This is a genomic window from Campylobacter sp. LMG 7929, assembly GCF_024723595.1.
In the GTDB taxonomy this organism is placed as follows: Bacteria; Campylobacterota; Campylobacteria; order Campylobacterales; family Campylobacteraceae; genus Campylobacter_D.
Map to the genome: position 1 here is coordinate 1 of NZ_JANQCY010000008.1, position 23039 is coordinate 23039.

General features: G+C 29.2%; 22 protein-coding genes and 4 tRNA genes. 5 read left to right on the plus strand and 21 right to left on the minus strand.

Going from position 1 to position 23039, the window contains the following annotated elements:
* Positions 1 to 957: 957 nt before the first annotated feature.
* Positions 958 to 1033: transfer RNA gene (locus CAMP5118_RS04960), tRNA-Met, on the minus strand.
* A 13-nt stretch (positions 1034 to 1046) separates the two neighbouring features.
* Positions 1047 to 1121: transfer RNA gene (locus tag CAMP5118_RS04965), tRNA-Gln, on the minus strand.
* 108 nt (positions 1122 to 1229) lie between these two features.
* Here CAMP5118_RS04965 and CAMP5118_RS04970 point away from each other — a divergent pair.
* Positions 1230 to 2252, plus strand: a complete 1023-nt coding sequence (locus CAMP5118_RS04970; protein ID WP_337216762.1) for a bifunctional 3,4-dihydroxy-2-butanone 4-phosphate synthase/GTP cyclohydrolase II — start codon at positions 1230 to 1232, stop codon at positions 2250 to 2252.
* Here CAMP5118_RS04970 and CAMP5118_RS04975 read toward each other — a convergent pair.
* Genes CAMP5118_RS04975 through CAMP5118_RS04995 form a run of 5 tightly spaced genes read right to left on the minus strand, consistent with a single transcriptional unit; the run spans position 2242 to position 7608 of the window.
* Entirely contained in the window at positions 2242 to 3192 is a 951-nt protein-coding gene (locus CAMP5118_RS04975) for an SAM-dependent methyltransferase (RefSeq protein WP_337216797.1), read from the minus strand. The two genes, CAMP5118_RS04970 and CAMP5118_RS04975, sit on opposite strands and share 11 nt — an antisense overlap.
* Before the next feature lie 2 nt (positions 3193 to 3194).
* Positions 3195 to 4001 (minus strand): M23 family metallopeptidase, encoded by an 807-nt coding sequence (locus CAMP5118_RS04980; protein ID WP_337216763.1) that lies wholly within the window; start codon positions 3999 to 4001, stop codon positions 3195 to 3197.
* Positions 3998 to 5992, minus strand: coding sequence for a glycine--tRNA ligase subunit beta (gene glyS, locus CAMP5118_RS04985; protein WP_337216764.1), 1995 nt, complete (start codon positions 5990 to 5992; stop codon positions 3998 to 4000). The genes CAMP5118_RS04980 and glyS overlap by 4 nt, the downstream gene beginning before the upstream one ends.
* A gap of 33 nt (positions 5993 to 6025) precedes the next feature.
* Positions 6026 to 6166, minus strand: coding sequence for a hypothetical protein (locus tag CAMP5118_RS04990; protein WP_164717489.1), 141 nt, complete (start codon positions 6164 to 6166; stop codon positions 6026 to 6028).
* Positions 6166 to 7608: an alanine/glycine:cation symporter family protein gene (locus tag CAMP5118_RS04995; protein WP_214100050.1), complete on the minus strand. Its 1443-nt coding sequence runs from the start codon at positions 7606 to 7608 to the stop codon at positions 6166 to 6168. Before CAMP5118_RS04995 ends, CAMP5118_RS04990 begins: the two co-directional genes overlap by 1 nt.
* Positions 7609 to 7830: 222 nt before the next feature.
* Here CAMP5118_RS04995 and CAMP5118_RS05000 point away from each other — a divergent pair, with 222 nt between their 5' ends.
* The gene (locus tag CAMP5118_RS05000; RefSeq protein WP_337216765.1) at positions 7831 to 8583 is read left to right on the plus strand and encodes an amino acid ABC transporter permease; all 753 of its coding nucleotides are present in this window, start codon (positions 7831 to 7833) and stop codon (positions 8581 to 8583) included.
* Positions 8576 to 9304 carry an amino acid ABC transporter ATP-binding protein gene (locus CAMP5118_RS05005; protein ID WP_047208169.1) on the plus strand — a complete coding sequence of 243 codons (729 nt, stop codon included), beginning with the start codon at positions 8576 to 8578 and terminating at the stop codon, positions 9302 to 9304. Before CAMP5118_RS05000 ends, CAMP5118_RS05005 begins: the two co-directional genes overlap by 8 nt.
* On the opposite strand, the gene CAMP5118_RS05010 is transcribed toward CAMP5118_RS05005, so the two are convergent.
* The 4 genes from CAMP5118_RS05010 to CAMP5118_RS05025 all read right to left on the minus strand — a co-directional run bounded on the left by CAMP5118_RS05010 (position 9301) and on the right by CAMP5118_RS05025 (position 11772).
* On the minus strand, positions 9301 to 9768 hold the full coding sequence (locus CAMP5118_RS05010) for a tRNA (cytidine(34)-2'-O)-methyltransferase (protein ID WP_337216766.1): 468 nt from the start codon (positions 9766 to 9768) through the stop codon (positions 9301 to 9303). The genes CAMP5118_RS05005 and CAMP5118_RS05010 overlap by 4 nt on opposite strands.
* A 13-nt stretch (positions 9769 to 9781) precedes the next feature.
* Positions 9782 to 9858: transfer RNA gene (locus CAMP5118_RS05015), tRNA-Arg, on the minus strand.
* 43 nt (positions 9859 to 9901) lie between these two features.
* Positions 9902 to 10918: a fla regulon two-component system sensor histidine kinase FlgS gene (locus tag CAMP5118_RS05020; RefSeq protein ID WP_263702777.1), complete on the minus strand. Its 1017-nt coding sequence runs from the start codon at positions 10916 to 10918 to the stop codon at positions 9902 to 9904.
* 2 nt (positions 10919 to 10920) lie between these two features.
* The gene (locus CAMP5118_RS05025; RefSeq protein WP_263682990.1) at positions 10921 to 11772 is read right to left on the minus strand and encodes a DUF234 domain-containing protein; all 852 of its coding nucleotides are present in this window, start codon (positions 11770 to 11772) and stop codon (positions 10921 to 10923) included.
* Between the two features lie 57 nt (positions 11773 to 11829).
* Here CAMP5118_RS05025 and CAMP5118_RS05030 point away from each other — a divergent pair, with 57 nt between their 5' ends.
* On the plus strand, positions 11830 to 13095 hold the full coding sequence (locus tag CAMP5118_RS05030; RefSeq protein ID WP_337216767.1) for an aminotransferase class V-fold PLP-dependent enzyme: 1266 nt from the start codon (positions 11830 to 11832) through the stop codon (positions 13093 to 13095).
* On the opposite strand, the gene CAMP5118_RS05035 is transcribed toward CAMP5118_RS05030, so the two are convergent.
* The 6 genes from CAMP5118_RS05035 to CAMP5118_RS05060 form a co-directional block, all read right to left on the minus strand.
* Entirely contained in the window at positions 13096 to 13854 is a 759-nt protein-coding gene (locus CAMP5118_RS05035; protein ID WP_337216768.1) for a basic amino acid ABC transporter substrate-binding protein, read from the minus strand.
* Between the two features lie 192 nt (positions 13855 to 14046).
* Positions 14047 to 15210, minus strand: coding sequence for a putative lipid II flippase FtsW (gene ftsW, locus CAMP5118_RS05040; RefSeq protein WP_257397039.1), 1164 nt, complete (start codon positions 15208 to 15210; stop codon positions 14047 to 14049).
* A 70-nt stretch (positions 15211 to 15280) separates the two neighbouring features.
* Entirely contained in the window at positions 15281 to 16087 is an 807-nt protein-coding gene (locus CAMP5118_RS05045) for an adenylosuccinate lyase (RefSeq protein ID WP_039617961.1), read from the minus strand.
* 18 nt (positions 16088 to 16105) lie between these two features.
* Complete coding sequence (locus CAMP5118_RS05050; protein WP_263663958.1) at positions 16106 to 16825, minus strand: arginyltransferase; 720 nt, start codon at positions 16823 to 16825, stop codon at positions 16106 to 16108.
* Entirely contained in the window at positions 16825 to 17085 is a 261-nt protein-coding gene (locus tag CAMP5118_RS05055) for a hypothetical protein (RefSeq protein ID WP_263692280.1), read from the minus strand. The genes CAMP5118_RS05050 and CAMP5118_RS05055 overlap by 1 nt, the downstream gene beginning before the upstream one ends.
* Positions 17082 to 18524 carry an acetyl-CoA carboxylase subunit A gene (locus CAMP5118_RS05060; protein WP_263663960.1) on the minus strand — a complete coding sequence of 481 codons (1443 nt, stop codon included), beginning with the start codon at positions 18522 to 18524 and terminating at the stop codon, positions 17082 to 17084. The genes CAMP5118_RS05055 and CAMP5118_RS05060 overlap by 4 nt, the downstream gene beginning before the upstream one ends.
* A 120-nt stretch (positions 18525 to 18644) precedes the next feature.
* On the opposite strand from CAMP5118_RS05060, the gene CAMP5118_RS05065 reads away from it, so the two are divergent.
* A tRNA-Arg gene (locus CAMP5118_RS05065) sits at positions 18645 to 18721 on the plus strand.
* A gap of 6 nt (positions 18722 to 18727) precedes the next feature.
* On the opposite strand, the gene tgt is transcribed toward CAMP5118_RS05065, so the two are convergent.
* The 4 genes from tgt to folD form a co-directional block, all read right to left on the minus strand.
* Positions 18728 to 19846: a tRNA guanosine(34) transglycosylase Tgt gene (tgt, locus tag CAMP5118_RS05070; protein ID WP_337216769.1), complete on the minus strand. Its 1119-nt coding sequence runs from the start codon at positions 19844 to 19846 to the stop codon at positions 18728 to 18730.
* 89 nt (positions 19847 to 19935) lie between these two features.
* A complete protein-coding gene (locus CAMP5118_RS05075; RefSeq protein WP_337216770.1) occupies positions 19936 to 21102 on the minus strand; it encodes a pyridoxal phosphate-dependent aminotransferase in 1167 nt (388 codons plus the stop codon).
* A gap of 164 nt (positions 21103 to 21266) precedes the next feature.
* On the minus strand, positions 21267 to 22115 hold the full coding sequence (gene lepB / locus CAMP5118_RS05080) for a signal peptidase I (RefSeq protein WP_263678905.1): 849 nt from the start codon (positions 22113 to 22115) through the stop codon (positions 21267 to 21269).
* Positions 22112 to 22960 (minus strand): bifunctional methylenetetrahydrofolate dehydrogenase/methenyltetrahydrofolate cyclohydrolase FolD, encoded by an 849-nt coding sequence (gene folD / locus CAMP5118_RS05085; RefSeq protein ID WP_337206103.1) that lies wholly within the window; start codon positions 22958 to 22960, stop codon positions 22112 to 22114. Before folD ends, lepB begins: the two co-directional genes overlap by 4 nt.
* Positions 22961 to 23039 lie beyond the last annotated feature (79 nt).

Below are 23039 nucleotides of genomic sequence, written 5' to 3' on the forward strand. Positions count from 1 at the left end.
CCCCCAGTTAAACCAAAAAATTTGTCTTTAGAGCGACATCTATTATCTTTTCCATTAAAGATAAAAATTTGTCCTCTATAAGAACCATCATCTTCCCAACCATTATTATTTTCATCATTAATACCAACTTGAGTATCTTCATCTTCGATATGGCTAGTGCTTTTTTAAAACACAACTATTACATTTAAAATAGTTATCGTTTTAAACATACAATATCTTTACTAACTTCTAAAACTATCTAAAGCATAGCATTTATATTTTATTTTACAGTATAAACAGGACATAAAATAAAATATTTAGTATAGTATAATGTAGAATTATAGATATTAGAAAAAATTTAAATGGTAATGATTTTAAAAATGTTTATAGCTTTGAAAAAATAGCTAAAATTATACTAGGGGTTAAATCTTTAAAATAAGATTTAATCTACTTTAGCAATTCATATAATAGCAAATATTCTATTTTTGAAATTGTTTCTTGAATATATTAACACTTACTCTTCATTAGTCAGGCAGTATTTTTCTTTATTAGAATTTAAATTCACAATATTCTTTCCTTGAAATTCACACTCTAAAAATTTTAATACATCACCTATTTAGCAAAACAATATCACTTTTTTACACATTTTTACAATAAAATACAAAGTATGTGCAAAAGTATGTGCAAATGAAAAATATTTCATTAAAGTATGGATATTTAGGAGTTTAGTTGGTAAATTACACGCCTGCTAAATCCACCATTTTATTTAATCTCGTATTTTTATTCTGATCAAAACTTTTTTAAATTACATTCTTATTTTAATTATTTTTTTAAGTGTTTTATATTAAAGCTAAATTCAAATTTCTGATATGTTAAATTAGAGTATTAAAACTAATGAAAATCATTAAAAGTAAGATTAACAATATTTTTATTTACTCTGTAGCTAATTTAAATTCTTTGAAAAATTTCATTAGGAATTGGTTGCGAAGGGGAGATTTGAACTCCCGACCTTCGGGTTATGAGCCCGACGAGCTAACCACTGCTCTACTTCGCGGCATCATATGAAGTGGATGGGGTAAAGGGATTCGAACCCCTGAATGACAGGACCAAAACCTGTTGCCTTACCGCTTGGCGATACCCCAATAAATGAAGCAATTTTTAAATTAAAAGTGGCATTATATATTATTTTTTACATAATGTCAAGAAAAATGTTATATAATTTCTTAAAAAATAAAAAAAGGAGATTAATAGTGGGATATATTAGTGTAGAACAAGCTATAAAAGAACTTCAAGATGGCAAAATGCTAGTTATGGTAGATGCAGAAGATAGAGAAAACGAAGGAGATTTGATTTTCCCTGCACAATTTAGCTCACAAGAAAAAGTAAATTTTGCCATTACTCATGCAAGAGGTGTGGTGTGTGTAGCATTGAGTGAGAATTTGGCTAAAAAATTTGAACTACCTTTAATGGTGCCTAAAAATACATCAAATCACGAAACAGCTTTTACCATCACTGTCGATGCAAAAAATGCAACAACAGGAGTAAGTGCTTATGAAAGGGATATGACTATACAAATTTTTGCTGATGATAATACAAAGGCAAGTGATTTTGTGCGTCCTGGTCATATTAATCCTTTGATAGCAAAAAAAGGCGGAGTTTTAGAAAGAACAGGCCATACCGAGGGAACAGTGGATTTATGTCGCTTGGCAGGATTAAAAGAAGCATGCGTGATATGTGAGATTGTTAAAGATAATGGAGATATGGCTAGAAGAAGCGATTTGCTTGAGTTTTGCAAAAAACACGATATTAATATGATTACTATTTCAGATTTAATCGAGTATCGTTTAAAAAATGAAAGTTTGATTTCTTTAATCAAAGAAGAAGACAGTATTTTGGCAGGTTTTAAAGCTAAAAAAATGACTTTTAAAGATCATAATGAAAACGAACATATAGCTTTTAGTTTTGGTGCTTTAAAAGAATGTGAGAATGTTAAATTTTATCTTAGTGGAAGCGACTTTGAACTTCTAACTTCTAATAAATTCAATGAATTATTAAAGCAAGTTGAGTTTTTAAGCCAAAAAGGTGGTGTAATCATTTTCATGAAAAATGAAAAACAAGAAAACACACAATATAAAAATTACGGCATAGGAGCGCAAATTTTAAGGTATTTAAAAATTTCAAAAATCAAACTTCTAAGTCAAAATACCGATAAAGAATTTATAGGTTTAAAAGGTTTTGGGCTTGATATTACAAGCAGTGATTTTAAATCTTAAATTCTAAAAACTTAAACTTATCGCCAAAGTTAAACATCAAATTTTTACTTTGGTTGATAAAGTTTTTATAAATTTGAGGGTTAGTATTTTTAGCGTGTTCGATAATTTCTTCCAAACCAAAGTCAATTAAGGCTTGATTTTGATTTTTATATTCTAACACCTCAAAGCCCTCTTCTTTTAAAACTTGTAAAAAATGGTCAAAATTTACATTATATGTAATATCGCTTTTAGCAAAAAAATCTTTTAAATTCTCTTCAAAAAGATTATACACTTGGTGATTTTTATATATTCTAATACTAATTTTTTCTTCTTTTTTTGCATAATCAAAACATGCAAAAGTTAATTTTTCACAAGTTTGTTTTAATTTGGATAAAAAAGGTTTATAAGAGATACAAAGCTCACTATTAGTGATAGCATATTTTTCACATTCTTTTAAAAGATCTTCATTTATAGGCTTAAAAACAATGTTTAAATCATCATCAACATATGCCATTGTTCTATCTTTTATAAGTTCACATGCAAAACAATCAAATAATTCATTAGCATAAAAAAAGGCATTTTTAAAATGACATTCTTCTAAAGAATTATAAATTTTTACATCTAAATCATATTCATCAAAAAGTTTTTTTTGAACACTTCTTAACTTTTCATGCGGCTCTATAATAAAACATTCAATCTGCTCTAAAACATCAGCTCTAAGAGTGTATAAAGCTTGTATGAAATCAAGCATTAAATACCCTTCATTTACCCCTATTTCCACAACTTCAACCGGTAAAGTTAATTTTTTATCATCTATAAGTTTTAAAAAATGATTAGCTAAGAGCACTCCAAAAAGATTTCCCACACTAACTGCGGTATAAAAATCTCCATTTTTACCAACACTCACAGCTTGAGAGTAATATTTATCAATCCAATTTTGAAAAAACTCACTAAAAGCTATCATTATAAAGTATTAAATTTAGCTATAAAATCAAGTGGATCAACTTGCACACCATTGACTAAAATTCCAAAATGCAAATGTGGTCCTGTAACCCTACCACTAGCTCCACTCAAACCTACAAGCTCGCCCTTTTTTACCTTTTGCCCTACTTTTACATTAAGTTTTGATAGATGATAATACTGAGAATAAATCCCATATCCATGGTCAATCACCACTGAATTTCCTGCATAATAACGATTTGAAGCAATCCTTACAATACCATCATTACTTGCATAAATTTTTGTCCCACTTGCCGCTCTAAAATCAGTTCCGCTATGATAACTTTTAAGAGTATCATTAAACAATCTTGCTTTTCCAAAAGCACTTGTAATTTTACTTTCTAAAGGGTATGCAAAATTGCCTTCAAATAAAGCCATATTAGTATAAGTATTATAAACCTTAATAGCTTCTTGATATTCTTTGCTAATGCGATCAAGTGTTTCTTTAGGTGGATTGACCTTAGAAGCACTAACTTTTAAAAATTCTTTTTTATAATTTCCTTCGCTAAATTTTATATTAATTTCCTCTTTGGAATTATCTTTAAATTCAGCTATTAATTTTCTATCTTTGGGGTTTTTATAAGGCATAGCTACACTAACAATAACTTTATTTTTATACTCAAAAAAAGGAAGTTTTTTAGAATTTGAACTAACTTGTAAAAAATTACTTTTATCAAATTCTAAAAAAACTACTTGCCCTTTTACAAGCTCAATCTCTCTAGCTTCTAATGCAAACACCAAAAAACAAAGCAAAAAAAGAATTTTTCTCATATACTAAGCTCTTTAATATCAGCTATTTTTAAAAACTCACGATAAATTGCACATACTAAAGCTTGACGATTGTTTTTAATATTTTCATCTTTGTCATTAATCATCACTTTATCAAAAAAAGCATCAATTTGCGGTTTGAGCGCAAAAAGGCTTTCTAAAAGCTCTTGGGTATTATTTTCTTTTGTTTTACACTGCATAAAAGCTTGATATAAATCTTTTTCTTCTTGAGTGTTAAACAAATTTTCATTAATTTGAACCTCGCTTAATACTGCAATATTCGCCAAACGCTTAAAAGTAGCAAAATTTTGACTAAAATCTGCCTTATTTGCACTTTGAATCAAAGCTTTAATACAAGAATCAATATAAATAACATCATAAGTTTTAGAGCTAAGCACAGCTTTAACAAAAGAAGCATTTACTTCATAAAAAGTATATAAACGCTCTAAAATAAAATCTAATAAAATTTTCAAATCAAAGCTTTTATATTCACTAGCTATTGCTTCTAAAAACATCTTAAGATCAAAATTTTTATTTAAAGCTAGGATAATTTTTAAAACACCATTTGCTGCTCTTCTTAAAGCATAAGGATCTTTTGTGCCACTTGGGATTTTCCCCATTGAAAAAAGCCCCATAAGTGTATCAAATTTATAAGCTAAAGCTACAATAGAGCTAAATTCATTACTTGGCATAGCTGAATTATCGCCATTTGGAAGGTATTGCTCTTTAATCGCCAAAGCAAGCTCATCGCTCATACCCATAGCCTTAGCATAATAAGATCCCATAATGCCTTGAAGATCAGTGAATTCATACACCATTTGACTGCTTAGATCAGCTTTTGAGTATTCTATGGCTTTTAAGATTTCATCTTTTTGGGTATTAGCAAAAACCTCACAAAGCTTAGTAGCGATTTTTTGTTCTCTAATGATTTTATCTTTTAAGGTTCCAAGTCCTTCAAGATAGATCATTTGGCTTATTTTATCATTATTTAAGCCCTGCGCTAAGTCATTTTTCCAAAAAAACATCGCATCACTTAATCTTGCTCTTAAAACTCTTTCATTTCCATTAATGATTTTAGAATAATCTTTACAAACTGCATTAGAAACTACGATAAAATGATTGCTTAAAGTATTGTTTTTAAATACTGCAAAATAGCGTTGGTTTTCTCTCATAGAAGTGATAATTACCTCACTTGGGATTTCTAAATACTCTTTTTCAAAATGCCCTAATAATGCTTTTGGATACTCTGTGATAGCTACAACTTCAGCTAAAAGCTCATCATCTTCTGCAATAGTAATATCATTTTCTTTTTCAAGCATCTTTAACTGTTCGATAATAAGCTTTTTTCTTTGTTCTTGATCTAAAATAATATAATTTTGCTCTAAAGTTTTAAAATACTCATCAATATTCGCAAAAGCTATCAAATCATAACTAACACTTCTATGTACAAAAGTACTTTTTGCACTTTTAACACCATAGCTTTCAAACTCAATCAACTCATCATTTAATACACAACAAAGCGAGCGAATAGCTCTAATAAATTCAAAACTACCATCGCCCCATCTCATAGTTTTACCAAAGCTCAAGCTTTTTAAGAAAGTTTCAATCATTTGAGCTAAAACTGCTTTACTTTGTAAGCCTTGCACTTGTTTTTGACAATACAAGACTTCTTTGCCTTTAATTTCTTTAAATTCAAGCTCTTCTTCTTTTAAGCCACTTTTTTCTAAAAAACTAAGCCCTGCTTGAGTAAGCTTTCCATCTTTATAAGCTATCGCCCTAGGTGCACCTATAAATTCCACAAAAGAATCATCTTGTTTTTCTTTAAAATTTTCATGAATAAAAACCAATCTTCTAGGAGTATAGAAAAATTTAAATTCAGATTCTAAATGATACTCTTGTAAAATCTTTTCCCATTTTTTAGTAATATTTGGAAGCTCTTTTAATAAAGGAATAGCAGGAAGTTCTTCTGTGCCTATTTCTATTAACAATTTCATTTTACACTCTTTTTTAAAAATTTTTAGTGTATTTTACCTATTTTTTTTAAAATCTTTCTTTGTTTTTAGTTTTTCTTCTCTTTGTTTAGCTTTTTCTTGCATTTGGCGGTTAAAGCCAAACACAAGAAAAACCATAAAAGCTATAAACAAAGCAATAATAATATAATCTATCATTAGTCCCAACACTCTGCATTTTTAATACCAAGCTTTGAAGCACTAAATACCGGATCTCTACCTTGTCTTTTTTGCTCGCTAAAGTCTTTTAATACCTTTTTCACTATACCACCAAGTAATAAAATAGAAATGATATTAATCGTAGCCATAAATGCCATGGTAGTATCAGCTAAATCCCACGCAAATTTTAAATCCATATTTGCACCAATAAAAATCATAAGCACAGCGCTTGCTTTAAAAAGATTGATAATAATAGGATTTTGAGTAAGGTATTTAATATTTGCTTGAGCATAATAATAATTTCCTATCAAAGAAGTAATAGCAAATAAAACTATACTAACAGTAGTAAAATGCACACCTAAATTTCCATAATATTCTTTCATAGATTCTTGCACCAAGGGTAGTGCTGTTAAAATAGGCTTACCATCTACGCCGATATTATTTGCATAAGCAAGTGAAAATAACACTAAAAATCCTGAACTTGTACAAATAATCACATCAATTAATACAGAAAATGCTTGAATAACTCCTTGTTTTGCAGGGTGAGTTGTAAGAGCTGAAGCTGCTGCATTTGGCGCTGAACCCATGCCTGCTTCATTAGAAAATAATCCTCTTTTTATACCTATAACCAAAGCAGAACCTGCAAATCCACCAAAAATAGCTTCAAAATCAAAAGCACTTTTAAAAATCATAGAAAACACTTCAGGAATTTTATCAAAATTCATAAACATTGCTATGATAGATAAACCAACATAAATCATTGCCATAATAGGAACGATAACTGAGCTTACTTTACCTATTTTAGTATGATCACCAAAAAACATATAAGCAGCAAAAACAGCTAAAATTGCTCCTATTACAATAGGCCACCAACTTTGAGCAAAGCTTACTTCACTAGCATCAACCATGCCTTTATAGTAAAACTCAAATGCTGAAGTCATAGTTTGACTTTGAAGACCATTAAATCCATAAGCATAAGTAATGATTAAAATCACCGCAAAAACAGCTCCAAGCCATTTTAAATTTAAAGCTTTACTAATATAATAAGCAGGACCACCTTTAAAACTTTTACCATCACGGCTTTTATAAACTTGCGCTAAAGTACTTTCTGCAAAAGCTGAGGCACCACCAAAAAACGCCATAGCCCACATCCAAAATAAAGCACCTGGTCCACCCAAAACAACTGCTACTGCGATACCTGCGATATTTCCTATACCAACTCTTGAAGCTGTTGAAATCATCAAAGCTTGAAAAGGAGTAATATGGTGTTTTTCATGCTTTTCTTGCTTTTCTGTTAAGATATCAAATACATAAGGAAGCATTCGAAATTGCACAAAACCAGTCAAATAACTATAATAAAACCCCGTGACAATAAGTAAAATTACTAAAATAGAATAATACTGATTATTCACAAAGGCAACAAATTGGGATATTAAATCCATATTTATCTCCTTTTTTATAAATTTTCAAATACAAATTTATCATAAAAAAATGAATTTGTTATAAAAAAATATAATTTTAGGTTAAATTTATTTTATTTTTTATAGCTATGTGAAATTTTAACTCAAAATATTAACAACAACATCACATAAAACACCTTTAAGTAAAAAGAAAACTTAATTTTTATACACTTAGATTTTTAAAAATTTATCAAGGTGTGCAAGTTGAAACAAAATACGATGAAACTTTTTGTATTTTTTGCCATTATTATTTTTTGGGTTTATTTCTCATTTCCTATTGAAATTTTACAAGTCAAAGATCAAAATGGTTTAGCCACAGGTGAATATGCTTATACCATAGAAGCTAAAGCTTATGTTCATAGTTATTTCACAACACTTGGTTTAACAGTGGGTGGGATTTTAATAGGAATAGTGTTTGGTTTTTTCCTAGCATTTTTAAGATTTTTAGAAATCCAAAGTTTAAATTTTATTATAGATGAATACATAGACATCATACGCGGAACCCCTTTACTTTTACAACTTTTGATTTTTTCAGTAGTGATTTTTGCTACTTGGAGTGATAATTTTTATGTGGCTATTATCGCGCTTGGGCTTAATAGCTCTGCTTATGTAGCTGAAATCGTAAGAAGTGGAATTCAAAGTGTAGACAAAGGACAAATGGAAGCAGCAAGAGCAATGGGACTTAATTATTCTGCTTCTATGAGACTAATCATCTTCCCGCAGGCAATTAAAAACATTTTACCTTCTTTGATGAATGAATTTATTTCTTTATTTAAAGAAACTTCAATAGTAGGTTATATTAGTGTTATGGATATTACCATGCAAAGTAAAAGCTTGCAAGCAATTTATTATAATCCTAAACCTATTATTTTTACAGGACTTGTATATTATATAAGTGTTAAAATTTTAACACTTATCGCAAGAATTATAGAAGTGAGATTAAATAAACATGATTAAAATAGAAAATTTAATTAAAAAATACGGAGATTTAGAAGTCTTAAAAGATATTAGTGTTGAAGTACATAAAGGCGATATTATTGCTATTATAGGGCCTAGTGGAGGTGGAAAAAGTACTTTTTTACGCTGTTTAAATAAACTTGAAACACCAGATAGTGGTAATATTTATATCAATAATGTTAATATACTTGATAAAAAAGCAGATATCAATAAAATTCGTCAAAAAGTAAGCATGGTATTTCAACATTTTAATCTTTTTAATAATAAAAATGTTTTAGAAAATTTATGTCTAGCGCCAGTACAAACAAAAATCATGAGTAAAGACGAAGCAGTAAAAAAAGCACGAGAACTACTCAAAAAAGTTGGCTTAAGTGATAAAGAAAGCTATTTTCCTCACAAACTCTCAGGCGGACAAAAACAGCGTATTGCCATAGCAAGGTCATTAATGATGAATCCTGATGTGATTTTATTTGATGAACCAACTTCAGCTTTAGATCCTGAAATGATAGGTGAAGTTTTAAACATCATGAAAGAAGTAGCTAAAGAAGGTCTAACCATGCTTGTAGTTACACATGAAATGGGATTTGCAAGAAATGTAGCTAATCGAATTTTCTTTATGGATAAAGGCATTATAGCAGTAGATGAATGTCCTAAAATAGCTTTTGAAAACCCAAAAAATGAAAGATTGAAAGAATTTTTAAATCAAGTTTTAAATCATTAAAATTTTTCAAAAGAGGCAAAATTTTGCCTCAAAGCCTCATAACTCACTATACCTACACTTGTAGCTAAATTTAAACTTCTACCACAATCTTTCATCGGTATAGTAATGACATTTTCCCATTTTTTTTGCATTAAATCCATAGGTAAGCCAAAACTTTCACTTCCAAAAAACAAAAAATCACCTTTTTGATAATTTACGTCAAAATAAGCTTGAGTAGTTTTAGTTGTCGCAAAGAAAAATCTATCTTGAAATTTTTCATATTCTTTTAAAAAATCTTCTAAATTATTCCATAATAAAGGATTTAATTTTTTCCAATAATCAAGCCCCGCTCTTTTAACTGCCTTTTCATCGATACTAAAAAGTGGATTGATAATATGTAAAGTAAATCCCGCATTAAAACACATTCTGCCTATACTTCCTGTATTTTGTGGTATACGAGGCTCAACCAAGACTATATGAAACATCTTTTTCCTTAAATGGTGTCCCCAGCAAGGTTTGAACTTGCGGCCTCAGAATTAGGAATTCTGCGCTCTATCCAGCTGAGCTATGAGGACAAATATTTTTTATTATTTTAAGAAAAAATTTATTTTATAGAGCTTAAATTTTAAGCTCTATAAAAAAACATTTTGGATTTTCATCAAAACCTAAAATTCCATTATGTGCATCAATAATTTGTTTTGACAAAGAAAGTCCTAGACCATTGCCTTTTAACTTAGTTGTTTTAAAAGCTTCAAAAACCATTTTTTTATCTTTGATACTTACCCCGTTATCATAAACTTTGATAAAGATTTTATCTTCTTTTTGCTCACATTTAACTTTTATACAACCATCATCATTTTCACTTTCTTCAATAGCATCTATGGCATTATAAAGCAAATTTTGCAAAACCAAAGCAAGCAAAGATTTATCTGCGTTGATTTTTAAATCTAAAAATTCAAATGTAAAATCAATATTAGCTAGATAATTATAAGCTCCAATAGCTTGTTCGCATTCATCTTGTAATTCTTTTAAATTAAATTCATTTAAATTAACATGCACTCCTTTTGTAAAAAGCAAAGTAGAATTTACAATACGCTCCACCCTAGAAATAGCTTTTTGAATTTCTAATACTATATGCTTATTTTTTAACTCACTTCTTTCAAACAAAGTTGAACTTAACAAAGAAATAGAACCGATAGGATTGCGTATTTCATGTGCTAGGTGTGCTGCTACTGTACCCATACTGGCTAATCTTTCATTCCTTTTTTCATCGCTAATATCAGTGGCGCTAACTATAAGTTTATCTGCATGAGAGGTGACTTTTATTAAATAAAATTTATGATCAAACTCAAGCTCATAATGAGTTTTTTCAAGATCAATTTTTTCTAAAAGTTTTGGTTGTTGATTAGCTAAGTTATTTTGAAGTGTTATCTTTTTATTAGTATCTAAAACCCACAAAGCCATTGGTAAAACTTCTATAATATCACTTACCATTTGTCTTAACGCAGTGTAGTTTTCATTAAGTTGCTTATATTCATTTTCTATAACATAGGTTTGCTCTATTAAGGCTTTTAGCCCTTGTTGTAAATTTTCTTTTTCACTAGAATCTAAACTTTTTAAAATATTCTCATCCACACTTAATCCTTAATTAAAAATTGAAAATCTTCTAAAGTATATAAAAGCAAATTACGCTCCTTATTTAGAATAAGCTCTTTACTAAAGCCACTCTTTGAAAAAAGCACATATAAATTAGGTTGAATTTGCAACTGTTTTGCTTTATTTTTTAAAGTATTTAAAATATTTTTACATATTTTTCTTTCTTTAAATTTAACCTCACCTAAAACACAAAAATTTTCTTTTTTATAATAAAGATCTATCTCACAGTAATAATTCCAAAAACTATACACCTGCTTTACCTTAAGCTTTTTAGCTAAAAATTCTTTACACAAAAGCTCAAAAGTAAAGCTTTGATATTTTTCTAAATTTTCTTGGATTACTTCCATTAGCTCGTTGTATCTTTTCATCGTAATTAAGTTTAAATTAGGATATATAAAATAAAAGAAAAATCTCAATCCTTGATTTTTAAAAACAACCTTATCTTGAATGCTATATGAGCGTAATTCTTTTTTAATCTTTTGTCTTTTATTTTTCACAATAGGCTTTTCTTGACTTTTTTCCAAAGTCAAAATATTTTTTTCTAAAAGTTTATTAACAAGTCCTAGAGCTTGAAAATGCGGAATAGATTTATTGATAGAATAGCGTTTTCTATCATTTTTACTTAAAACGCTCAAAGCCTTCAAAGCATTATCATCTAAATTTAAATAAGATAAAATATCAAAAGCTTTTAAAATAAAAACATTTAAAATATTATCATATAAACTTAATTTCAAATCAAATTCAAACTCATCAAAAATACTATAAAAATCAAAAATATTTTTAAGCTCCAAAGTTTCACAGCGTTTTGAAAAATCACTAAAATTTATAACCACATCCTTATTTTAAATATTTTGTATGATATAATTTTAACAAATTTTTGGGGGATTTTTTTGAATATTGAAACATTAAAACAAGATATTATTTTAAAAAAAGGCATATATTATTTTGATTTTACAGCTAGCGCTTTAGCATTAAAAAGTATAGAAAAAGAAATAAAAAAAATTCTTACAACTTATGCAAATACACATTCAGATAGCTCTTTAAATTCTTTCATCACGCAGCAACATTATGAAAATGCAAGAACAAATTTAAAAAAATACCTTGAATTAGATAATAGCTTTGCTCTTATAGCTTGCGGGAGTGGATCTTCAGCTGCTATTAAAAAATTTCAAGAACTTTTAGGTCTATATATACCCCCGCTTATTAAAGAAAAATACTTTAAAAATACAGATAAAAACACCTTACCTTTAGTTATAGTAGGACCTTATGAACATCATTCTAACGAGCTTTCATTCAGAGAAGCTTTGTGTGAATGCGTTCGCATACCCTTAGATAAAAAAGGCGAGTTAGATTATGCTTTTTTGGAAAAATTGTTAAAAAAATCCAAAAACAGACAAATCATAGCAAGTTTTAACGCTGCTTCAAATGTCACAGGAATTTTAAGTGATTATAAAAAAATCTACACTCTAATCAAACAATATGATGGCGTAGTTGCTTTTGATATTTCCACCTTAGCTCCTTATGCTAACTTAAATCCTAAATTTTACGATGCAGTGTTTATCAGTTCTCATAAATTACTTGGTGGTGTAGGATCTTGTGGCTTACTTGCTATTAAAAAAAATCTATGTGGTAATACTCCTAGCTTTGCTGCAGGTGGAACCGTAGGCTATGTTTCAAGAACTTCTCAGCAATACTTATGCGAGGTTGAAAATTTAGAAGAAGGTGGCACACCTGGAATTATTCAACTTATTAGAGCAAGTTTAGCTTTTAAAGTACGCAATGAAATAGGTTTAAAAAATATAGAAAAAAAAGAAAAAGAGCTTTGTGAGTATTTTTTAAAACAATGTACAAATTTTCCAAAAATGATCTTATATGCAAAAAATATCACTCATAGATTGCCTATTTTTGCTTTTAACATAGAAGGAATTTCTCCTTTTGATTTAGCTTACAAACTAAGCAAAACTTATAAGATAGAAACAAGAGCAGGCTGTGCTTGCGCAGGACCTTATGGGCATGATTTACTAAAATTAAAAGATAATCAAGAGCTAAAATTTAAACCAGGTTGGCTAAGAGTGGGTTTTCATTATACACACACAAAAGAAGATATAGAGTATTTTTTTAAAGCCTTGAAAGCAAGTATCAAGGCTTTAAGTTGATTATTGCAAATCGTATTTTTCTACGATTTTTTGGTAAGTACCATCAGCTTTAACTTTTTCTAAACCTGCATTAATTTTTTGAACAAGCTCAGTTTGTTTTCCTTTATCAAAAGCTATACAAAATCCTGAACTTCCATCATTTTCTTCTAAAAATGCTTCTAACTCTTCATTAGTTTTTAAATAACCTTTACCGATATCTTTATCTGTCAAAACTGCATCAACTTTACCAGCTTTTAAAGCCAAAATTGCAGCTAACATTTCTTCGCTAGCCACCACTTGAGCATTTGGAATAGCCTTAGCAGCACTTTCTTGGATGGTTCCAAGTTGAACACCTATTTTTTTACCTTCCAAACTTTGTTTATCACTGATACTAGAATCTGTTTTTAGTTTTAAATATAAATTTTTAGTATTAAAATAAGTATCACTAAAATCCATACTAGTAAGTCTTTGTGGTGTTGAACTCATAGCAGAAGCTATCATATCAATCTTTCCAGCTTTTAAAGCAGGAATCAAACCATCAAAACTCATGTTTACCCACTCAAGTTTTAAATTTTCTCTTTTTGCAACCTCTTCTAGTAAATCAACATCAAATCCGGTAATTTTTGCATCTTTAACAAAATCAAAAGGAGGATAATTTGCAGCTATACCTACTTTATAAACTTTTTCACTAGAAGCACTAGCTTGATTTTTATCGCTTGAGCAAGCACCTAAAGCCAATATACCAAATAACGCCAAAACAACATATAATATTTTTTTCATTTCTTTCCTTTATTAAAAATTAAAAATAAAATTGATAAATGATTATAATGTGTTTAAACGCCTGTATTTCTTCATATCCGCCTCCTTATATAATAAATATAGCATAATTATAGCAGAAAAAAGTTTTTTGTAAAGACTTGATAGCAAATATTTTTTATTTAAGTTATTTTTTATATATTTTAATTAACAAATTTATATTTTTACCTTTTTACTAATCATTAAAACATAGCCTATTCCAAGACAAATAGACCACATTGAACTACCTCCATAGCTTAAAAGTGGCACAGCAACACCTTTTAATGGAGTCAAGGAAATAATTCCAAAAGCATTCATAAAAAATGAAAATAATAAAAGCAAAGCTACACCCGAACAAAACAAAAAATGAACTTTATTTTCACAACGCCCTGCTATTCTAAAAATTCGAAGTATTACCATCAAATATATAAAACAAATAATACTTAATCCTAATAGTCCTATCTCTTCAGTAATCCCTGATAAGACAAAGTCCGTATGGACCTCACTTAAAAATCCTAGTTTAAAAGTTCCAAGCCCTAAACCCTCTCCAAAAAATCCACCATGAGCTATAGCATTTAAACTATGTGAAATTTGATAAGGCTCTGAGTTGTGACTTACTCTTAAAACACTTGCTAGCCAATCAGGAAAGAAAGGTAAAAACGCATCTTGGATATTTCCCCACCAAGCAGAAATACGCTGAATTCTTCTTTGATTACTTAAGATTACCAAAACCCCAATCATTCCAACAATAACCACGCCAAAAGCAAAAAGTCTTTTACTAGCTCCTGCAAAAAAAGCTAAAGCAAAAACCAAGAAAAAAGAAATAACGCTTTGCCCTAAATCATTTTGTGTCATATAAATATAACCAATAACAAAAGCAGCTAAAATAAAATAAGGAATTAAAATTAAAACTTCATGTTTGATTGCTTTTTTGCTATCATCAATTCTTCTTGTATAAGACCAAGCAAGGAAATAAATCAAGCCTATTTTAAAAAATTCAACTGGAGAGATAGATAAAGGACCAAGCCTAATCCACCTTTTAGCGCCACCTGCTGCAGTAGCAAGAAAGGTAGGTAGAAAAGGTAAAATAAGTATAAATAAAAAAGAGATGAGTAAAACGCTTATCATCAAATAATGCGCCATTTTACTATCAGGATTTAATCTTGAAACAAAATAAATAATAGCTATACCACTAAGCCCAAAAAAAAGCTGTCTGATAAAAAAGTGAAATTCATTATATTCTAAATAAAGAACAGTAAAAGCACTTAAAGAATATGAAAAAAGTATTCCTATAGTTATAAGAATGCAACTTAAAAAAAATAACTTTCTATCAGCAACCAATATTATTCCCTAAATTTTTATAAAAAATTAATTTTAATAAATTGCAACTTAAAATGATGTTATTTTAGCATCAAGTGTTATTTTTATATAAAGATTTTAAACTCTCATAAGCAAGCTGAATTTTCTCAAATTCTTCACGGCAATAAGCTTGTTCGATCTTACTTTTACCTTGATGGCGATCAGGATGATAAATTTTAACCAAATTAAGATAATTTTGTCTAATAGTAGCAAAATCATCACTAGAATTACATCCTAGTGTTTGAAAATAATTTTCAAAAAGCTTTGCCAGAGCATTAAATTTCCAATTAGTACTAGCTTTGTTTTTCATTTTATTTCTAAATTCTAAAAGCTGAGTTTCATTAATCGTAAAATCAACACAATATTTCAAATGCTCATTTACACTAGCTAAAATTTCTAAAAGATTTAAAGTATTATCATCTTTGTATTCTACTGAAAAAATACAATTTTTTTCATCATACACGCTTTTATGATCTTTAAAATACTGCTCTAAATACACAGCAAATAATTTTTCATTCGAACTTAGTGTGATTAAAATATTCTTTTGTGCAAAACCTATTTTAGCAAAGATTACAGGTTTTAAAGTATTTGCTTGAGCAAGATTTAATTTAAAGGTTTTATAATGTGCAAAAGCAAGATTATCAATTTGATTTCCAGTATTTTTTTTATATTTGTGATTAACAAGTTTTAAAAAATATCTTCTTTGAGGAATTTCATTTTCTACAAAAAAAGACAAGGTTTTATTTTTATTACCTATAACTTTGGAAAAATTTTTACGGATAAGATCTTGAAAATATTTAAACATTAAAAAATCATCAGTATTAACACTAACTGATTCTAAAGTTTGCACTACTTGCATAAAATCCTCTCTATAAACCTAACTCCACAAAAATGCTTGCTCATTTAAAGCACTAGTGTGTTTTAAAATTTCATTTGGACTATAATCGGCTTTATATGCTAAAGATTGACACCCTTTTACAAAATATCCCAAATAAATATATTTTAATTTTTTTAATTGTGCAAGTTTAATTTCTGTTAAAAGTGAGTATTTACCAAGACTTAGATGGGAAAAATCTGGATCATAAAAACAATATATACTAGAAATTCCATCTTCTAAAATATCAATCAAATCAACACAAACTAACTTATTGTCTATATAAAAATCAAGCTCGTATCCAAAAGTACCAGCATTATCTACATAAAGATTATAATATTTTCTAAAATTTAAATCATAAATTTTCCAATTTCTTTTATCTTTTTGGTAATGGTGATATTTTTCATAAAGCAATAAATGCTCATCACTTAAAGAAGGTTTTTGTAAGATTATTTTAGTGGCTGTATTTTTTTTCAAAACCCTGCGATAACTTTTGCTAAAATGAAAATTTTCTACTAAAATACGTAAATTTTGACACTCATTACAATCATTACATATTGGTCTTGAAAAATACGAACCAAAGCGACGCCAACCTCTTGAAACTAGTTCTTGATTTTGTGTTTTTGTGATAAAAGATATATAATTATACTCATTTCTACAGTACCTATTTTCAAGATAAGGGCATTCTTCTTCTAAAGTACAAAAACCAATAATATTATTCATTAGATCTTTTTAATATCACTATTTTTTACAAATTCCATAAATTCATTAGCCAAACGCTCTTCTTTTAAAAACATATCTTCAAATTCTTGCTCTTGTTTTTTATCTTCATTTTGCTTAGCTAAATCTTTTTGTATAGCATCTAAGTCAGTATTTTTCATACTAACTCCACTTTTACTCGCTTTAACCTTTTCTTTTTTTACTTGACCTTGTTCTTTTTGGAGTGCTTTTTTTATATCTTTTAATTCATCTAAAAAACTCATGATTGTCTACTTTCTTTTATCTTTTGTAAAGTCGCAGCTATAGCAGCAATTACTTCTTCTTTGTTTTCTTGGTGTCTATCTTCTGTTTTTTCTAAAAGCTCTTCCATATGTGTTTCTATAAAAGAAGTATCAAAATACCCTCTTCTAAATTCTCTTATTTTGGTAATTGCAATCAAAAATGGCACAGTTGTTCTAATATCATCAATCACAAATTCTTTCAAAGCTCTCTCAAGTCTATTAACTGCACTATCATAACTTGAACCTTTAACAATTAATTTTGCAAGCAAAGAATCATAATAAGGCGGCACGGTATAGTCTTTATATAAATGACTATCTACTCTCACAGATGGCCCTAAAGCTGGAAAATATTCTGTGATTTTACCCGGACTTGGAATGAAATTTTTCCATACATTTTCTGCTGTAATCCTAGCTTCTATCGCAAAACCTCTTGGTTTTATATCGCTTTGCTCAAGATCTAAAATTTCCCCATTTGCTATACGAATTTGTCTTGTGATAAGATCAATTCCTGTGATTTCTTCTGTGATTGGGTGTTCTACTTGAATTCTTGTATTCATTTCCATAAAATAAAATCTATTATAATCATCAAGTAAAAACTCAACCGTCCCAACATTGGTATAACCCACAGCTTTTGCAGCAGCTACTGCGGTAACTCCTATGGTTTTTCTTAGTTTTTCTGAGATACTTGGACAAGGTGCTATTTCAATGATTTTTTGATGTCTTCTTTGTATTGAACAATCCCTTTCACAAAGATGGATGATATTACCATAATTATCTGCTAAAATTTGAAACTCAATATGCCTTGGATTAATAACATATTTTTCCATAAAAACTTCATCATTTTTAAAAAAGCTTAATGCCTCTCTTTTGCACGCTTCAAAAGATTTTTCTAAATCTTCTTCTTTATGTACTACGCGTATACCTCTACCACCACCGCCACCACTGGCTTTTAAAATCACCGGATAACCTATTTTTAAAGCTTGAAGTTTTATCTCTTCTAATGTACAATGATTTAATTTTTCAGTACCTGGAACCACAGGAATTCCATTTTTTTTCATTAAATATCTTGCTATATTTTTATTTCCCATTTTACGGATAACATCTGATTTTGGTCCTATAAAGACAATCCCTGCTTCTTCGCATTCTTTAGCAAACTCATAATTTTCACTTAAAAAGCCATATCCAGGATGTATAGCATCGGCTCCACAAGCTTTAGCAATTTCAACTATTCTTTTGCCATCTAAATACCCTCTTATAGCATCAGTTCCTATTCTATACGCTTCATCAGCAACTTTTACATGCAAACACTCATGATCAGGTTCAGTATAAACAGCAACGCTTTTTATATGTAAATCTCTACAAGCACGGATTACCCTTACTGCAATCTCACCTCTATTAGCTATTAAAATCTTATGTATCATTACTTTGCCTTAAGCTAAAATATTATTCAAAGAAGATTAGCATAAAAATATAAAAATTCTATAAAATTACTTGTTTTTGCTAATTTTAAGAATTTTTTGATAAAATTACTCTTTTATTTTGCGCCCATAGCTCAGCTGGATAGAGCATTTGATTGCGGTTCAAAAGGTCAGAGGTTCGAATCCTCTTGGGCGTACCACTTTACTTACATTCTTTGTCTATAAAATTCCTTTCTAAAATTTTCAAATTCGTCTTTAATAATAGCTTCACGCATTTGCTTTACCAAATTTAAATAATAATGTAAATTATGAATACTTGCAAGTCTAAAAAAGGTTAATTCTTTGGCTTTAAATAAATGATTTAAATAAGCTCTTGAAAAGTTTTTACATGTATAGCAAGAACATTTGCTGTCTATAGGAGCATGATCAGTGATAAATTCTGCTTTTTTGATATTAAATTTTCCAAAGCTAGCAAATAAAGTTCCATTTCTTGCATTTCTTGTTGGCATCACACAATCAAACATATCAACACCTCTTGCTACATTTTCTACTAAATCTTCAGGTGTACCAACTCCCATTAAATATCTAGGGCGATTGTTATCCACATAAGGCATCATAGCTTCAACCGTATCATACATAGCCTCATTTTCTTCTCCTACGCTTAATCCACCTATAGCAAGTCCATCAAAATCCATCTCACAAAGTGCTTGAGAACAAATTTTTCTAGCTTCAAAATCCGTTCCACCTTGGATAATACCAAAGATATTTTGCCCTATTCCTACACCTTGGCTTTGCTTTAATTTATGATAATCAATAGCTTCTTTTGCCCATTTTATAGTACGTTTTAAAGAAAGCTCTATCCTTTCTTTACTTGCAGGCAAAGCCACTAAATCATCTAAAATCATCATAATGTCTGAGTTAAAATCATACTGAGCATCTAAAACACTTTGCGGGGTAAAATAATGCAAACTTCCATCAATATGACTTTTAAATTCAATTCCTTTTTCATCAGGTTTGGAATTTTTATTTAAAGAAAAAGCTTGAAAGCCTCCACTATCTGTTAAAAAAGATCCATTAAACTTACTAAAACCATGCAAGCCACCCATTTGTTTAATCACCTTAGATCCTGGTCTTAAATACAAATGATAAGTATTTGCTAAAATAATTTTTGCATTTAAAATTTCACTCATATCAACAGCATCTAAACTTTTAATCGCAGCCAAAGTTCCAACTGGCATAAAGATGGGAGTTAAAATTTCACTATGTGTAGTTTTTATACGACAAGCTCTAGCATTTGCACTTTTATATTGAACTTCAAATTCCATTGATTTTCCTATATTTTTTGCATAATCATACCAAAGACTTGCTTATAAGTTTTTTTGAAAGAAAGCCTGTTTTTAACAGGCTTAAGAAATTAGTAGTTTTTTACAAATTCAACGATTTTTTCACAACCTTCAATGATATCTTTTTCATTAGTTGCATAAGAAAGTCTAAAATACCCTTCCATACCAAAACCTATACCTGGCACTAAAGCTACTTTTTGCTCTTCTAATAATTTTTTACAAAATCTCATAGAATCACTATCAACTTCTTTACAAGAGATAAATAAATAAAAAGCTCCTTGTGGAATTTGTTCTAATTTTAACTTATCGTTTTTAGCTAAAATTTCACACGCTAATTCTCTACGCTTTAAAAAGGCTTGCCTCATCATTTCAATATCATTATCTGCTTTTCCAAGTAAGGCTGGTAAAGCTGCATGCTGAATGATTGAGCAGATATTTGAAGTGCTTTGTCCTTGTAATTTTTTAACAGCATTATTAAACTCACTCATTTTGCTTGCCATATAACCAAAACGCCATCCTGGCATAGCACCGCATTTGCTAAGACCATTAATACTTACAGTTCTATTTAAAGCATCTTCACTCACTTGTGCAAAAGCACAAAATTCTCCATCATAAACTAATTTTTCATAAATCTCATCACTCAAAACTACGATTTTAGTTCCTTCTAAAACCTTAGCTAAAGCAGTAATTTCTTCTTTAGAATATATTGCCCCTGTAGGATTTGATGGAGAATTAAACATTAAAACCTTTGTTTTTGGAGTAATAGCTTGTTTTAATTGCTCAGGAGTAATTTTAAAGCCATTTTTTGCTTCACCTTCTATAAATACAGGAGTTCCACCTGCAAATTTCACCATTTCAGGATAACTCACCCAATAAGGACTTGGTATAATAATCTCATCACCTTCTTCAACTAAACACTCAATTGCCATAAACAAAGAATGTTTAGCACCAACATTGGTAATGATTTCGCTTGCTTTATATTCTAAATTATTATCATTTTTAAATTTATATTGTATAGCTTCTATAACTTCTTTTATACCCACAACTGGCGTATAAGCTCCACAACCTTTTTCAATGGCTTCAATTGCTGCTTTTTTAATGATTTCTGGAGTATCAAAATCAGGCTCACCTGCTGAAAAACTAATAACTTTTTCACCATTTGCTTTTAAAGTTTTGGCTATATCAGTCATTACTAAAGTTAAGGATTCTCCTAAATTTTGAGATCTTTGACTTAGCATTTTTTATCCTTTATTTTTTTGCTTTGATTTTTATTTGTGTTAATTGTTACAACTTGGAGCTTAAAAAAATCTACGAATAAAATTAAGAGTGTATATTTTTATAAATTTGTGTAGAAACTATACATTTTCTACACATAAAAATTTTACATTGTTTCTTTGAGTAATTATTCCAAAGCTTCTATATCGCTTTCATTATGATGGATAAAACGCTCATCTTTTTCTATAGTTTCAACCAAACGCCCTACTCTTTCCCATCTAACTTTTTTATTTTCATCCCATGAAAAATAAATAAACCAAGGTTGACCAACTATATATTTATAATCTACACTCCCCCAAAATCTACTATCACTAGAGTGATCACGGTTATCTCCCATCATAAAATACTCATTTTCAGGAACTTTATAATAATAAGCATTAAAACCATAAATATTATTAGCACCTAATTCATCAAAAGAAGCGGGCTTCATAGCAAATTGACCTAAATTTAAATAGCGAAAAAACACACTTTCTATATCCACTCTAGAATCATAATGTATTCCTTTTTCTACAAAAGGTTCTTTTACAAAAAGCCTTCCGCCTATGATTTTTGTTTTATTAGGATAATAATCTTTCATATACTCATCACCCTCAACCATACGCACATATAAGGTTTTATTTGCAAAAATTACCTCATCCCCACCCTTAGCCACACATCTTTTTACATAATGAATTTTTGGCTCATGTGGATATCTAAATACTACAATATCTCCTCTTTTAGGACCTTCAGCACTTACTAAATGTCCATTTTTATTAAAATCAGGTAAAACAGGCACTTCTATCCAAGGAATATGCGGAGTTGGAATACCATAAGAGAATTTTTTTACAAATAAAAAATCCCCTACTAATAAAGTATTTTTCATAGAACCACTTGGTATAGTAAAAGCTTGTATAAAGAAAAATATAATCAATAAAACAACTATTAAAGTCCCTGTCCAAGATTGCGTGAATTTATAGATTTTTTTCAAAAAATTCATTTTTTAATCCTATTTTTAGCCGATTTTATAGTATTTTCTAAAAGCATTGCTATAGTCATAGGCCCTACCCCGCCTGGCACAGGAGTAATATAACTAGCTTTTTTACTTACATTTTCAAAATCAACATCACCCACTATTTTCCCATCAACCCTATTAATCCCCACATCAACTACTACCACACCCTCTTTAACCATATCTTCTTTTAAAAGATTTGGACAACCTGCTGCTACGATGATAATATCAGCATTTTTTGTATAAGCTTTTAAATCTTTTGTATAAATATGACAAATACTCACACTAGCATTAGCATTTAATAAAAGTGTAGCCATGGGACGACCTACTATATTAGAAGCTCCTATTACAGCTACATCAGCACCTTGTAATTTTATATCATAATGCTCTAAAATTTTCATAACACCCAAAGGTGTACATGGCAAAAAACCACCTTTTAAATTTAAATTTAAATTCCCGACATTAAAAGGATGAAAACCATCTACATCTTTATTAAAATTAATACTTTCTAGGATGATATCTTTATTAATATGTGCTGGTAATGGAAGCTGAACTAAAATTCCATCAACACTATCATCATGATTTAAGGTATTAATCAAAGCCAAAAGTTCATTTTGAGTTGTATTTACATCAAGTCTATAAACCAAAGACTTAATCCCACATTGCTCGCAAGCCTTTGCTTTAGAACCCACATAAGTAGCACTAGCAGGATCTTCACCTACTAAAATCACGGCCAAACAAGGCTCTATGCTTTGGGTTTTAAGTTCTAATACTTCTTGTTTTAGATTATTTTTTATCTCATCACTTAGCTTTTTACCATCTAAAAGTGTCATTTCTTTCCTTAAATTTATAGCTTTCTTTAACTTAAAAAATTGTATCATAATAAAACTTCTTTTTTGTTAAAGGTGATAA

Coding starts and splice junctions, on each gene's coding strand:
- CAMP5118_RS04980 (WP_337216763.1), bottom strand. CDS start 4,001: ATGAGAAAAATTCTTTTTTTGCTTTGTTTTTTGGTGTTTGCATTAGAA.
- glyS (WP_337216764.1), bottom strand. CDS start 5,992: ATGAAATTGTTAATAGAAATAGGCACAGAAGAACTTCCTGCTATTCCT.
- CAMP5118_RS04990 (WP_164717489.1), bottom strand. CDS start 6,166: ATGATAGATTATATTATTATTGCTTTGTTTATAGCTTTTATGGTTTTT.
- CAMP5118_RS04995 (WP_214100050.1), bottom strand. CDS start 7,608: ATGGATTTAATATCCCAATTTGTTGCCTTTGTGAATAATCAGTATTAT.
- CAMP5118_RS05005 (WP_047208169.1), top strand. CDS start 8,576: ATGATTAAAATAGAAAATTTAATTAAAAAATACGGAGATTTAGAAGTC.
- CAMP5118_RS05010 (WP_337216766.1), bottom strand. CDS start 9,768: ATGTTTCATATAGTCTTGGTTGAGCCTCGTATACCACAAAATACAGGA.
- CAMP5118_RS05035 (WP_337216768.1), bottom strand. CDS start 13,854: ATGAAAAAAATATTATATGTTGTTTTGGCGTTATTTGGTATATTGGCT.
- CAMP5118_RS05045 (WP_039617961.1), bottom strand. CDS start 16,087: ATGCAAGTAGTGCAAACTTTAGAATCAGTTAGTGTTAATACTGATGAT.
- CAMP5118_RS05050 (WP_263663958.1), bottom strand. CDS start 16,825: ATGAATAATATTATTGGTTTTTGTACTTTAGAAGAAGAATGCCCTTAT.
- CAMP5118_RS05055 (WP_263692280.1), bottom strand. CDS start 17,085: ATGAGTTTTTTAGATGAATTAAAAGATATAAAAAAAGCACTCCAAAAA.
- CAMP5118_RS05060 (WP_263663960.1), bottom strand. CDS start 18,524: ATGATACATAAGATTTTAATAGCTAATAGAGGTGAGATTGCAGTAAGG.
- tgt (WP_337216769.1), bottom strand. CDS start 19,846: ATGGAATTTGAAGTTCAATATAAAAGTGCAAATGCTAGAGCTTGTCGT.
- CAMP5118_RS05075 (WP_337216770.1), bottom strand. CDS start 21,102: ATGCTAAGTCAAAGATCTCAAAATTTAGGAGAATCCTTAACTTTAGTA.
- lepB (WP_263678905.1), bottom strand. CDS start 22,115: ATGAATTTTTTGAAAAAAATCTATAAATTCACGCAATCTTGGACAGGG.
- folD (WP_337206103.1), bottom strand. CDS start 22,960: ATGACACTTTTAGATGGTAAAAAGCTAAGTGATGAGATAAAAAATAAT.